The 12952-nt window shown below is 38.3% G+C and carries 12 protein-coding genes; all 12 read right to left on the bottom strand.

The window, feature by feature from the left end:
• Positions 1 to 31: 31 nt before the first annotated feature.
• Positions 32 to 694 (bottom strand): ribulose-phosphate 3-epimerase, encoded by a 663-nt coding sequence (rpe, locus tag ACY2RU_RS01845; RefSeq protein ID WP_490136701.1) that lies wholly within the window; start codon positions 692 to 694, stop codon positions 32 to 34.
• A complete protein-coding gene (locus ACY2RU_RS01840; protein WP_490136700.1) occupies positions 691 to 1095 on the bottom strand; it encodes a BLUF domain-containing protein in 405 nt (134 codons plus the stop codon). The genes rpe and ACY2RU_RS01840 overlap by 4 nt, the downstream gene beginning before the upstream one ends.
• Before the next feature lie 234 nt (positions 1096 to 1329).
• Positions 1330 to 2193, bottom strand: a complete 864-nt coding sequence (locus tag ACY2RU_RS01835; protein ID WP_490136699.1) for a sigma-70 family RNA polymerase sigma factor — start codon at positions 2191 to 2193, stop codon at positions 1330 to 1332.
• A 77-nt stretch (positions 2194 to 2270) separates the two neighbouring features.
• Positions 2271 to 2933: a hypothetical protein gene (locus tag ACY2RU_RS01830; protein ID WP_490136698.1), complete on the bottom strand. Its 663-nt coding sequence runs from the start codon at positions 2931 to 2933 to the stop codon at positions 2271 to 2273.
• Positions 2923 to 3477, bottom strand: a complete 555-nt coding sequence (locus tag ACY2RU_RS01825; RefSeq protein ID WP_490136697.1) for an RNA polymerase sigma factor — start codon at positions 3475 to 3477, stop codon at positions 2923 to 2925. The genes ACY2RU_RS01830 and ACY2RU_RS01825 overlap by 11 nt, the downstream gene beginning before the upstream one ends.
• 31 nt (positions 3478 to 3508) lie before the next feature.
• A complete protein-coding gene (locus ACY2RU_RS01820) occupies positions 3509 to 4093 on the bottom strand; it encodes an Lcl C-terminal domain-containing protein (protein ID WP_490136696.1) in 585 nt (194 codons plus the stop codon).
• Positions 4094 to 4104: 11 nt separating this feature from the next.
• Entirely contained in the window at positions 4105 to 5142 is a 1038-nt protein-coding gene (locus ACY2RU_RS01815) for a hypothetical protein (RefSeq protein WP_490136695.1), read from the bottom strand.
• A gap of 215 nt (positions 5143 to 5357) precedes the next feature.
• Positions 5358 to 7571: a polyribonucleotide nucleotidyltransferase gene (locus ACY2RU_RS01810; RefSeq protein ID WP_490136694.1), complete on the bottom strand. Its 2214-nt coding sequence runs from the start codon at positions 7569 to 7571 to the stop codon at positions 5358 to 5360.
• Positions 7572 to 7839: 268 nt separating this feature from the next.
• A complete protein-coding gene (gene rpsO / locus ACY2RU_RS01805; RefSeq protein ID WP_490136693.1) occupies positions 7840 to 8109 on the bottom strand; it encodes a 30S ribosomal protein S15 in 270 nt (89 codons plus the stop codon).
• A gap of 132 nt (positions 8110 to 8241) precedes the next feature.
• Positions 8242 to 9108 (bottom strand): acetyl-CoA carboxylase, carboxyltransferase subunit beta, encoded by an 867-nt coding sequence (gene accD / locus ACY2RU_RS01800; protein WP_490136692.1) that lies wholly within the window; start codon positions 9106 to 9108, stop codon positions 8242 to 8244.
• Between the two features lie 53 nt (positions 9109 to 9161).
• Complete coding sequence (gene fbaA, locus ACY2RU_RS01795) at positions 9162 to 10229, bottom strand: class II fructose-bisphosphate aldolase (RefSeq protein ID WP_490136691.1); 1068 nt, start codon at positions 10227 to 10229, stop codon at positions 9162 to 9164.
• Positions 10230 to 10368: 139 nt separating this feature from the next.
• Complete coding sequence (gene tamL / locus ACY2RU_RS01790) at positions 10369 to 12942, bottom strand: translocation and assembly module lipoprotein TamL (RefSeq protein ID WP_490136690.1); 2574 nt, start codon at positions 12940 to 12942, stop codon at positions 10369 to 10371.
• Between the last annotated feature and the right edge of the window lie 10 nt (positions 12943 to 12952).

Genomic DNA, 12952 nt, shown 5'->3' with positions numbered 1-12952 from the left:
AACTGTTTTTATGTGAAATAGGAGTTAGCTGCTATTTTGAGAGTAGCGCCTTAAGAGCGGCAATAGTTTCAGTAGGGTTGTCGGCGCTAAAAACATAGCTTCCGGCAACAAGTACGTCGGCTCCAGCTTCAACCAACTGCTTTGCATTTTTATTGGTCACCCCACCATCGATCTCAATTTTGGTCGATGCGCCTTTCTTTTTTATTAAGGCTTTTAGTTGCTTTACCTTATCATAGGTATTCTCTATAAAGCTTTGACCACCAAAGCCTGGGTTAACGCTCATGACACAAACAAGATCAATATCTTGAATGGTGTCTTCTAATAGGGAAACGTTTGTATGTGGATTTAGAGCCACTCCCGCCTGCATCCCCGCAGCTTTAATGGCTTGTAATGTTCGATGTAAATGTGTGCATGCTTCAAGGTGGACAGTAAGAATATTTGCGCCTAGATCTGCAAATGTTTGGATATATCTATCGGGGTCAATAATCATTAAATGCACATCGATCGTTTTGTTTGCATGTTTTGAAATAGCCTTTAAAACGGGCATTCCGAAGGAGATATTAGGAACAAAAACGCCATCCATAATATCGATATGAAACCAATCTGCTTGACTGGCGTTCACCATTTCAATATCGCGCTGTAAGTTGGCAAAATCTGCGGCTAAAATGGAAGGTGCTAAAAGTGTTTGGCTCATAATTCTATAAGGAAAGGAGTTAATAATCGTTGGTATTTATCGGCTGTTGAATAAATGCGGTGTAAGCTTAAATAATTTTTGATATTCTCTAGTTCTTGTGGTGTTTTGATCACGTTAAAGGTAGAGTTGTAAGACGAAAAAATAGCCTGTTCGGAGGGTCTGTTAATTACCTCAAAGATATCATGATGTCTTGTGTCTTCCTTAATAATGTCTTCGAATAATGGTTGAATTAGAGATTGCTCTCCTTCTAGTACTTGTAAAAAATTACCCATTCCGTAGACTAGAATTCCGTTAATGCCGCTTTTATTATTGTTGTGCACTGTTTTGGCAAAAATATCTTCAACACCTTTGGAGTCAAGTTTTTCTGCTGACTTGCTAATATAGCAGATAGTGTATTTCATTCGTGTTGGGTAAAGTTATGGCATAAAAGTACGAAGATTTAGTTATTTGGAACATCGATATTATAGAATTTGATTTTATTTCTCGGCAAACGACTTTCTCAATAATTTAAAGTATGCTTTATATATAATGAAAAACCTCCGGTAATCAGCCGGAGGTCATTCATCAATCAAAAAACGAACAGTTTTTGCAGTTGCGAGCAACTACTTAATCCTGTTGTTTGGGTTTATTAGGAATTATCCTAAGTATGTCATTAAAATTTTACTTCTAGAGGTGTGTTTCAATCGGCGAATTGCCTTTTCCTTGATCTGGCGAACACGCTCACGTGTAAGATCAAATGTTTCGCCAATTTCTTCTAAGGTCATTGGGTGTTGATCTCCCAAGCCGAAGTATAAACGAATTACATCTGCTTCCCGAGGTGTCAATGTTTCTAGTGCACGTTCAATTTCAGTACGCAATGACTCATGTAATAGTGCACGATCTGGATTTGGAGATTCCCCACTACGCAATACATCGTAAAGGTTAGAATCTTCACCTTCCACTAACGGAGCATCCATAGATACGTGACGCCCACTATTTTTCATGGACTCTTTTACATCATTGATCGTCATGTCAAGCTCTTTCGCGATCTCTTCAGCTGAAGGTGGACGCTCATTTGCTTGCTCAAGAAAAGCATACATTTTATTAATCTTGTTGATGCTACCAATTTTATTTAATGGTAAACGTACAATACGTGATTGCTCAGCAAGGGCTTGTAAGATAGATTGTCTGATCCACCATACGGCATAAGAAATAAATTTAAAACCACGAGTTTCGTCAAAACGCTGTGCAGCTTTGATCAATCCAAGATTTCCTTCGTTGATAAGATCAGGAAGTGTTAAACCTTGATTTTGGTATTGTTTTGCAACCGAAACAACGAAACGTAAATTCGCTTTTGTCAATTTCTCTAGCGCGCGTTGATCACCCGCTTTAATGCGTTGTGCCAACTCAACTTCTTCGTCTGCGGTGATTAAATCTACTTTTCCAATTTCTTGTAGGTACTTGTCAAGGGAAGCGGTTTCTCTATTAGTAACCTGCTTGGTAATTTTAAGTTGTCTCATGTAAGATTTGAGTGTTTAATTCTGTTGTGCATAGGTTATACGTAGAAACACTAATAAATGTTACAAAAAAATAATATTTATTTATCTTTTTTTTGATAAACGCTATCAGAAACAGTCTTTTTTATAACCTTCTCAGAGACATTTTTCTGTTCTATAATACTGTCTAATATGCTTTTATCTGTTATTTCAGTTTGTATCTCCTTCTCGCCGTCATAGTAGTAATAGGTTTGGCTTACCGTGGTTGCAGAGTCAAACGGGCTTTCAAGATGGGTTGATTTATGGTCATTAGATGAAGTAGATTTTGAATACTTAAGTGACCGTTGGTCGTTTATAGGGTCTGTTGTCATTTTTTCTTCGGAAATTTCTTCAGTATTCGATAGGTTTTCTTCGGAAACTGAAGGGTCTACTAAAGAATCATCTTCTAAATCTTTAGAGGCTTTTTCTATTTCCGAAGCATTAGGAGCCATCGTAATTTCTTCTGTGCTACAATTTTTCATTTCCGGATCTAAAGTCACTTCCAGTTTGTTATTCAGATTTGATTCAGTAGTTGGCCAAATAAGTCCGATAACTGTAAGTAAACCTATTGTTCCTATGCCCAGCCATAAAAACAACAAGCCGCGGCGCTTTCTTTTTTTCTCTAAAGATGCGTCAACACGGGCCCATAAAGCATCGCTAGGGGTCTTTTGCGCCATGTTTAACGTGTCTTCGATGATGTCTCCAATATCTTTTTTAGTGCTCATGGCTTGTTGTGTTGATTGTTGTGGTCTTTTTTGGGGTGAGCATTTTTCTAAGAAGTGCTTTGGCTCTGTGATAATTTGACTTAGATGTGCTCTCAGAAATTCCTAAATGAAGAGCTATTTCTTTATGCGAATAACCATCCATTTGAAACATGTTGAATACCAGACGATATTGATCGGGAAGGCTTTGAATGCTTTCTAAAATTTGATCTAAATCGAAGTGAGTTTCTTCTGATACATGAGTATCTTCTTTTAAGAGATCGTCATTGATCTCTGTTGCAATAAGTTTATTCTTTTTGTATTTGGCAATAGCTTTGTGAATAACAATACGCCGCATCCATCCTTCAAAGGAACCTTTGTCTTTATAGTTGCCTATACCTTCAAATATCGACAAAAAGGCATCGTGTAAATTGTCTTCAGCTTCTACTTCATTCCTGCAATATTTTAGCGAAGTAAGAAATAGCGTGTCCTTATACTGTCGGAAAAGCTCACTTTGTGCTTCCCGATTTTTTTTTTTACAGCCTGTTATTAATTCGTTAAGGGTCAAAAGAATAAGATGATTAAGTGATGAAATATCTTTAGAATGCTCTTATTGCACGTACTCTAAAAGAATTATCTTTGTTAGAATTGAGCTTCCGGCTTCCGGGTATAATTTGTACGGTGCCAAAATCATGTACCCAACAATTTAAATGTTGACCAGTTTCTACTGGATAGAATTCTGAAGAGCTTACATAAATAGATCCTTCCGCTTCGTCAAATCCTCCTATTACATCGCGCTGTAAGTATAATTGCTCTAACTCATCTGATGAAGGTAAAAACCAATCGTCAAATCCATTTAGGTTTAAATCTGCACAAATCTTCGCGGCGATATCGGGTTCTGAACAGGCAGTAACTATGGCCACAGTGTTTGAGCTTCCCGAGCCTATACTTAAATCTTGCGCGATAGGTGTGGTGTTTCCTTTACAGCCCCAGCCAGCTTCTCCCAGGTCTGCTTCTGAAGCAATTAATCCATGTTCCCCAGTGGCATCCAGATAAAATATAATTCCACCTTCATGGCTATCACCAATTTCAAAAGTAAGCGCCGCATTTGTTGTTGTGTCATCATCATTGCTACATGAATAAGCGATGGAAATTGACATTAAAATAAAAATTACTTTTTTCATAATGTGGGTGTTTAGTTGCAATTGATTGCTTCAATTACAAGATTGGAAATTACTAAGATTTCTCCACTTTCTTTATATTCAATTCTACTGAATATGGTCTGCGGATTTACTATATTTTGATATGCATTTGAACTCACTGGGTTGATGTCATTTGTTGCGTCCATTTCACTTTCGTAGAATGAAAAGACTACAGGCGATACAGTATCATGATTTGCAGGTAGCGGTAAGCACACCGTATATGCTTCTAAGTCAAAAGTTGCAGATCCTATTGTATTGCTGTCTTCACACACTTCAAACGCCCCAATACTGCAATCGATTGCACAGTCTTGCTCGAGAACAACATTCTTGGTTGCGGTTTCAAGTTCTATGTTGTCTAACGCAAGTGAAACTACTTTCCAATCGTAATTCCATTGTTCGGCAATTGGGCCATTGGCTGTAAAATCCATGTTAAGATGTAATTCTTCACCAATAAAGAAGGAGATCCAAGTTCCGAAGTAGACCTCATCGGCAATATGGTATTGCACGACGCCGTTCTCATTGATGGTAAAATTGTCGCCTTCAAAACCATTTGGCGGACCAGCAGCATCGCCCACAACCCAATGGCAAGTGGCTAGGGCATTGTTGCATTTGCCTTTTTGTTCCAGTCTATAGCAAGAATCAATAGCGGTCTTTAATTCTTCATTTGTATTAATATCTAAAATATCTCCATTGTCTAAAGTGCCCTGAATGGGGTAATTGACACTGATTGTTTGTCCAGGAAGTAGAGCGCCCAAAACATCACTAAATTTTCGATCGTCTGTAATATTTAATGCTTCAATAAACTCTCCGTTGGATTCAAATACAAAAAGGGTAAAATCATAATTAAAATCGATGCAGTTAATCGCGTATTCTGGATCTTCTTCAGAAACTCTTTCTAACAATAAGTAAAGATCGGAATCAGTTTCTAAGGGATCAACATTTAACGGAATCGTTTTGTTTTCTGGGTCCTTTTCACATGAAGCGAAAACTAACAGCAGGGTTAGGGAGGTGAGTTGAATAATCTTATTCATAGCAATTCTTATTTGATAACTGTTCTTTTCCTATAGTATGTGAAATCTCAAAAAGTTGCGTAACAAAGTATTTTATTTTGTGAAATAGGATGTTTTTTAGGCAGATTCTTACTGAAATCTACTTAGCGATTAAACTGTCTTTAAAACAAGTTGGGATCTGGACATAAAAAAAGCCTTCCAAACTTGGAAGGCTTTTATACTAAAATAGAAACAAACTAGTCTCTTTTTCTATCACGGCTACGATTGTCACGGCCACGATTGTCTTTGCTACGGCTATCATCACGTTTTGGACGTTCTACATAACCTTCAGGTTTTGGCAACAACGCTTTTCGTGAAACTTTGTCCTTTCGAGTTCTTGGGTCTAATCCAAAATACTTCACATCAAATACATCGCCCATGTTTACAACATCGCTTACATTTTCTGTGCGTTCCCATGCTAATTCAGAAACGTGCAAAAGAACTTCATTTCCTGGAGCATCCATATATTCCACAACAGCTCCAAAATCTAACATTTTGATCACTTTTACTTCATAAACACTTCCCACAACAGGTTTAAATGTGATAGAGTCGATCTTTGCAAGTACAGCGTCGATTCCTTCTTGGTTTGTGCCAAGAATTTCAACAATACCTTCTTCAGTTATTGGATCTTCGTTAATTACGATCGTACATCCCGTTTCTTTTTGAAGTTCTTGAATCACTTTTCCTCCTGGTCCGATTAAGGCGCCAATAAATTCATTTGCAATTACAGCAGTTACCATTTTAGGTGCGTGTGCTTTTACATCTGCGTTTGGTTTAGCAATAGTATCGGTTAATTTCTCCAAAATATGAAGACGTCCGTCACGAGCTTGTTTTAAAGCGCTAACTAGAATTTCATAGCTAAGTCCTTTTACTTTAATGTCCATTTGGCAAGCTGTAATTCCATCAGCAGTACCGGTTACTTTAAAGTCCATGTCTCCTAAGTGATCTTCATCACCTAAGATGTCAGATAAAACAGCGTATTTTCCAGAATCTCCATCAGAAATTAATCCCATGGCAATACCAGAAACAGGCTTGATCATTTGCACTCCAGCGTCCATCAATGCCATTGTTCCACTACAAACAGTTGCCATAGAAGAAGAACCATTAGATTCTAATACTTCAGAAACAACACGTACAGTATAAGGACAATCTGCTGGAATCATACCTTTTAATGCACGTTGGGCAAGGTTACCGTGACCTACTTCTCTTCGTGAAGTTCCACGAATAGGTCGCGCCTCACCTGTACAGAAAGGAGGGAAGTTATAGTGAAGGTAAAATTTCTCTTCGCCTTCATAACTTGGCATGTCAATTTTGTTAGCTTCTCTTGAAGTTCCCAAAGTTACTGTAGCCAATGCTTGAGTTTCTCCTCTAGTAAAAATAGAAGAACCGTGTGTTGATGGTAAGTAATCTACTTCACACCAAATTGGTCTAATTTCATTGGTCTTACGACCGTCTAATCGAGAACCTTCATTTAAGGTAAGATCGCGAATAGCAGCTTTTTCGGCTTTGCGGTAATATTTTGAAACAAGTCCACCGTAATCTTCTAATTCTTCTTCAGAAAAGGTAGCTTTAATTTCTTCTTTGATTTCTGAAAAGGCAGCGCTTCTTTCATGCTTTGCAGATCCTGCTTTAGCAATAGCGTAGACTTTATCATACGCCATGTCATGCACTTTTTTCTCTAAGTCGGCATCCTCTCTTTCGTTAGGATATTCACGTACTTCTTTTTTCCCAAAGGCTTCAGCTAAACGCAACTGTGCGGCACATTGTACTTTAATGTGTTCATGTGCAAATTTAATTGCTTCGGTCATTTCTTCTTCTGAAATCTCCTTCATTTCACCTTCAACCATCATCACAGAATCTGCAGAGGCACCGATCATCATATCGATGTCAGATTCTTCAAGCTGTGCTCGGGTTGGGTTGATGATGAATTTTCCATCAATACGACCAACGCGTGCTTCAGAAATAGCACATTCAAACGGAAAGTCTGAAAGTTGAATCGCTGCAGAAGCAGCTAATCCTGCCATAGCATCTGGCATAACATCATCATCATGAGACATTAATTGAATCATCACTTGAGTTTCAGAGTGGTAATCTTTTGGGAATAATGGACGCAGTACACGGTCTACTAAACGCATGGTTAACACTTCTCCGTCACTAGGACGTGCTTCTCTTTTAAAGAAACCACCAGGATAACGCCCTGATGCAGCAAATTTTTCACGGTAGTCTACCGTTAAAGGTAAGAAGTCTAGGTCTTTTTGTTCGTAGTTAGAAACTACTGTACAAAGTAACATACACTTACCTGATTGAACAACAACAGAACCATGGGCCTGTTTTGCTAATTTTCCAGTTTCAATAGAGATTTCTCTACCGTCACCTAGGTCAATGACCTCTTTAAATACTTTAGGTATCATAAAATTAAATTAATTTTCTCCCTTGAAATTGGGAGTCTCTTCCTGTTTCCGCGCAAGCGAAAATTTAGGAAGCTGTTAAAATTGGTCAACAATCGATGATCGATTGTAGTGTTGTGTTGTTGTGGTTGACCAATGAAAAACCTAAGGGTAGCTTTTCTGTAATTCTGAATAAAAAATCTCAGAATAAATATGTTTAATGTCTTAAACGATTCCCAAACACGTTTGGGGAAAAACAAAGGAGCGCCTATGAGCGCTCCTTTATAATAGTTTACTTTCGTAATCCTAATTCTTTTACGATCGCACGATATCTCAAGATATCTTTTTTCATAAGATAATCAAGTAACGAACGACGCTTACCTACTAGTTTTACCAAAGAACGCTCTGTGTTGTAGTCCTTGTGGTTAGCTTTAAGGTGTTTTGTTAAATGCTCGATGCGGTAAGTGAATAACGCAATTTGTCCTTCTGCAGAACCCGTGTCTTTTCCAGACTTACCGTGCTTTGCAAAGATTTTTTCTTTTTCTTCTGGTGCTAAATACATGCCAATATTATTTAAATGATTTTTATGTACGACTACCACTTTGGCAATCAGGCTGCAAAAATAGTAAATTGAATTGATATAAAATGAAAAACACCGCGAATTTTAACCTTTCGCGGTGCTTTTGTGTTTTTCTTAGGCAGTTTTCTCGCGAAGGGGTCTATTTAAAACAAGGTCTAAATAGAGGTTTACTTTGCGCTTAAGATCTTTACGATGTGTGATAAAATCTAAGAAACCGTGTTCTAGTACAAATTCTGCTGTTTGAAAACCTTCTGGAAGTTCTTTCCCCGTTGTGTCACGAACTACACGTGGTCCAGCAAAACCAATAAGGGCTCCTGGTTCACTAATGTTGATATCTCCTAACATGGCAAACGATGCTGTTGTTCCTCCTGTAGTTGGATCTGTACACAATGAGATGTAAGGAATACCTGCATCGGCTAATTGAGCTAATTTCGCACTCGTTTTAGCTAGTTGCATAAGTGATAGCGCAGCTTCCATCATACGAGCACCTCCACTTTTTGATATCAGTAAGAAAGGTAATTTCTTTTCAAGTGCATAATCTGCAGCGCGGGCAATTTTCTCGCCTACTACACTTCCCATTGAACCACCAATAAAACTAAAGTCCATACACGCAATTACGATGTCTTCTCCCATAGACTTGCCAACACCAGTACGTACAGCATCTTTTAAGCCAGTCTTCTCTTGAGCTTCTTTTAAGCGATCTATATATTTCTTTTTGTCTTCAAATTTTAATGGGTCTTTTGAAGTTAAGTTTTTGTCGAGTTCTTTAAACTTATTGTCGTCAAAAAGAATTTCAAAATATTCTTTACTTCCAATGCGCACGTGATATCCGTCTTCCGGACTCACGTAATAGTTGCTTTCCAGTTCTTCTGAATCAACAATTTTTCCGGTAGGAGATTTATACCAGAGTCCTTTAGGGACATCTTTTTTGTCTTCCGTAGCCGTTTGAATTCCTTTTTTTGTTCTTTTAAACCAAGACATTGCTTTTTGTTATAAGGTTAGGAGGGAGTTTCAGTGATTCTGAAAAACCAGCGTTATAATGTGTTTACGTTATTGAGGTCTTCAAAAGCCTGCTTTAAACGTTTTATAAATGTAAGCTCACCTTCTCGTACCCACTTTCTTGGGTCGTAATATTTTTTATTCGGAAGGTCATCACCTTCTGGATTTCCGATTTGTGTTTTAAGATATGCTTCATTCCCGATAACATAATCACGAACACCTTCGGTATAGGCAAATTGCATATCGGTATCGATATTCATTTTGATTACTCCATAGCCAATTGCTTCTCTAATTTCGGCAACGCTAGAACCGCTTCCACCGTGAAAAACGAAGTCAATAGGTTGAGGTTCGGTGTTGAATTTTTTCTGAACGTACTCTTGGGAGTTTTTCAAAATAACAGGTGTTAATTTAACATTCCCGGGCTTATAAACGCCGTGAACATTTCCGAAGGCAGCTGCTATAGTAAATTGATCACTTACCTTCATCAATTCTTCATAAGCGTAAGCAACTTCGTCTGGCTGCGTATATAATTTTGACGAATCAACATCGGTATTATCAACGCCATCTTCTTCGCCTCCCGTGATTCCTAATTCAATTTCTAGGGTCATTCCCATTTTGCTCATCCGTTCTAAGTAACGTTTTGAGATCTCAATATTTTCTTCGATTGGCTCTTCTGATAGATCGATCATATGTGAGCTATAAAGCGATTTTCCGGTCTCTTTAAAAAAGATCTCACCGGCATCCAAGAGTCCGTCGATCCATGGAAGTAGTTTTTTAGCGCAATGGTCTGTGTGTAAAATCACTGTAGCGCCATATAATTCAGCTAGTTCGTGAATATGTTTGGCTCCTGCAACAGCTCCAGCAATAGCGGCTCTTTGATCTTCATTAGACAAACCTTTTCCTGCATTAAAGTGTGCTCCCCCGTTTGAGAACTGAATAATAACAGGAGCATTCAATGCTGCGGCGGTTTCCATTACAGCATTCACGCTGCTGGACCCAACTACGTTTACCGCTGGCATAGCAAAGCCTTTTTCTTTGGCGTATGCGTGTATTTTTTGAACGTCTCTCCCTGTGGCTACTCCGGGACGAATAGAATGACTCATAATTAATTTTGTTTAGCGTGAACGCATTAATACGATCGTTGCTTTTATTAGTTAACTTACTAAGTGCTTTATTACTTCAAAGGGGTAATGCCATTTGAGGATAAAGTTTCTTCTGGCAAAAATAACAAATTTTAATCGTTTAAAACGGATAGTTAATTCCTATGTTGAACACTGAATTATTAAAATTGTAATCTCTGAACCAGCGTTCTCCAACAGCTTGGCCTGGGTCATGTGTTTTAAATCCTAGATCAAAGCGGATCACAAAGAAACCAAAGTCATATCTCAGTCCGATACCGGAAGCAACGGCAATTTCTTTTAGGTCCTGCACTCCGTCAAAGCGGAACGCTTCATCTTCAACATCGTCAAGTACATTCCATATATTACCTGCGTCTACAAAAAATGCTCCCTTAAATGCTCCTAAAATGGTAAATCTATATTCGGCATTAAATGCCAGTTTAAAATTAGCCTCGTTAAAGTCGAAGATTCCTCCACTACTACCAGGCCCAAGATCATAGGCTCGCCACCCACGATTGTCATTGGCACCACCGGCAAAATAACTTCGTGTAAAGGGGATGCTCGTACTATTGCCATAGGGAATGGCGATTCCACCAAATGCACGAACAGCTAAAACATTGTCGTCAAATAATTGCCAGTGTTTAATATATTCTGCTTCAGTTTTTACATATTGAGAAAAAGCCACACCAAGTGCTTCATATTGATCATTTTCGTTTTTCTCTAGTCCTGCAACTTGCGCAAGTGACGCTAAAATATTTCCGGCGCCTTCAACTTTAATACGAAGCCGATCAAAATCGGGGTCAAAAATATTTTCTCTCGAATCACGGAGCCAGGTAAAATTGGATGCAATGATCAGGTTGTTTTCAGTTAGGCGCACTTTTCTTTCGGCAATGCTTAAAACCTCTTTTTGTAATTCTTCTGAAATATCCAGATCCGGTAAATTATCAAGAAGTACGTCCGAAATAAATTGATCTGCTTCGTTAATGTCTCCATCAGTTGGAAGCAGTAATTCTTCTGATGCATCATCGATAAAGTCATAGTTTACCTCGCTGGCAATTTCATTAAGGCGGGCGTAGGTTGTTTTATAGACATTAAAATAATTGTCGGTATTTAAATTTCTGACAAACTGAATATTTAGCAGATCAAATCGGTAGGTTCTAATCTTAGAAGGTTTCCAGCGGTAATTGAAAATGCTATTAACTGTTTGTCGGTCTAGGCCAATGTTAGTCTGACTTCCGAAGCCAACACTAACGCTGGTAGATGGCGACATATATTTTTTAATGATGCTATCTGTTTTTATGGGGAATAAAATTCGTGGAAAGGACAGCTTAACGTCGGCACCAACTTCTGAAATATTAAAAAAGTTTTCATTATCGGCTTGATCTTTTGAAGAACCAACACTTCCACGCCCCGATACTTCTAAGGTTTCGGCGCCTCTAAAAATATTTCGGATTAAAAATGTTGAGCTAAAACCTATGCCAAACTGCTGAATTGTTGAGGTATAAGCGTCAAAATCAATTCCTAATGTATATTTTTTACGTGGAGTTAGTAGTACAGTAGCAATGAGACCCGTATTTGTGCTATCGCGTGGATCATTTTGATAAGTAATGTTTGGGTATTTAAAGATGCGCAGATCGCTTATTTGGTTATATGTTAACGTACGATCAATATCTCTAAATATCTCACCGGGTACAATAGAAATGGCATCGGTGATGGCCTTTGGTCTAAAGGCTAAGGGTTCGTAGCTGTAAATAGAATATCCTTTAAAATTGGCCGAATCTGCCCATTTTTTGGTTTGATTGCTATATGAATAATCTGCTACTACCCGCACTTCGTTTACGGTGTGGACTTTAAAAGGTTCAGTATAAGTGCTATCTCCAACGGTGATCTTTCGGTCGGGAATAATATACTTTATATGTGCCTTGTGATTGGTGTTTACGGTGTCTGCCTCAAAACCAACATAATCTTGATCAAAATAGTAGAGCCCCGAATTCCTAAATTGTAGAGTTAAACGATCTCGTTCGTTGTTAAAGTCGTTTGCATCATATTGTTTTCCTTCTTTAATAAATGATTTCCGTTGCGATTTTTTAAAGAGTTCTTCAACGACGGGTGAACTTAAATCTCTTGTTATTGAATCGACAAAATAAGGTTTATATCGCTGCACATAGTAGGTTATCTCGGCACGCTTTTTTTTGTTCTTATGTTGCGTGATCGCGTAATCTGCCTTGGCGTTAAACCAACCATAACTAGCGTAATACCGCTTGAGGCGATCAACAGATTTTCGTGCTTTATCGTCGGTAATGATGACGGGTGCATCGCCAGATTTTTGCAACCATTTATTAAAACCTACGTAGCTGCTATCGAGGGCATTCACTTGCTTTTTGGAGAGAAATTTTACAAGGCGTTCTTTCCGTTGTTCTTTTTTATTGATCCAGGCATTAAAAGTGCTATCGGGTTTTGGATCTGCCATATTGTAAATATGTAGGCCGAAAGGAATCCCTAATACTGGAAACTTTGGATTTGGTTTTTGGCTTAGTTGGCTAATCACACCGTAGTCTGTAGTCTCTACACTATCAACAATCACGCTGTTTTTAGTGAGTAAAAATTTATCTTCTGGAACACGTTTTACCGCATTACAAGAGCCAAGAAGTATGACTAATCCTAAAATAAGTGATATTTTTGTGAGGGTATGAATCAAGGGTTGCGGT

The sequence above is a fragment of the Ulvibacter sp. 2305UL32-6 genome (genome assembly GCF_058148545.1).
This window is presented reverse-complemented; position numbering and strand designations above follow the sequence as displayed.

Coding starts and splice junctions, on each gene's coding strand:
- rpe (WP_490136701.1), bottom strand. CDS start 694: ATGAGCCAAACACTTTTAGCACCTTCCATTTTAGCCGCAGATTTTGCC.
- ACY2RU_RS01840 (WP_490136700.1), bottom strand. CDS start 1,095: ATGAAATACACTATCTGCTATATTAGCAAGTCAGCAGAAAAACTTGAC.
- ACY2RU_RS01835 (WP_490136699.1), bottom strand. CDS start 2,193: ATGAGACAACTTAAAATTACCAAGCAGGTTACTAATAGAGAAACCGCT.
- ACY2RU_RS01830 (WP_490136698.1), bottom strand. CDS start 2,933: ATGAGCACTAAAAAAGATATTGGAGACATCATCGAAGACACGTTAAAC.
- ACY2RU_RS01820 (WP_490136696.1), bottom strand. CDS start 4,093: ATGAAAAAAGTAATTTTTATTTTAATGTCAATTTCCATCGCTTATTCA.
- ACY2RU_RS01815 (WP_490136695.1), bottom strand. CDS start 5,142: ATGAATAAGATTATTCAACTCACCTCCCTAACCCTGCTGTTAGTTTTC.
- ACY2RU_RS01810 (WP_490136694.1), bottom strand. CDS start 7,571: ATGATACCTAAAGTATTTAAAGAGGTCATTGACCTAGGTGACGGTAGA.
- rpsO (WP_490136693.1), bottom strand. CDS start 8,109: ATGTATTTAGCACCAGAAGAAAAAGAAAAAATCTTTGCAAAGCACGGT.
- accD (WP_490136692.1), bottom strand. CDS start 9,108: ATGTCTTGGTTTAAAAGAACAAAAAAAGGAATTCAAACGGCTACGGAA.
- fbaA (WP_490136691.1), bottom strand. CDS start 10,229: ATGAGTCATTCTATTCGTCCCGGAGTAGCCACAGGGAGAGACGTTCAA.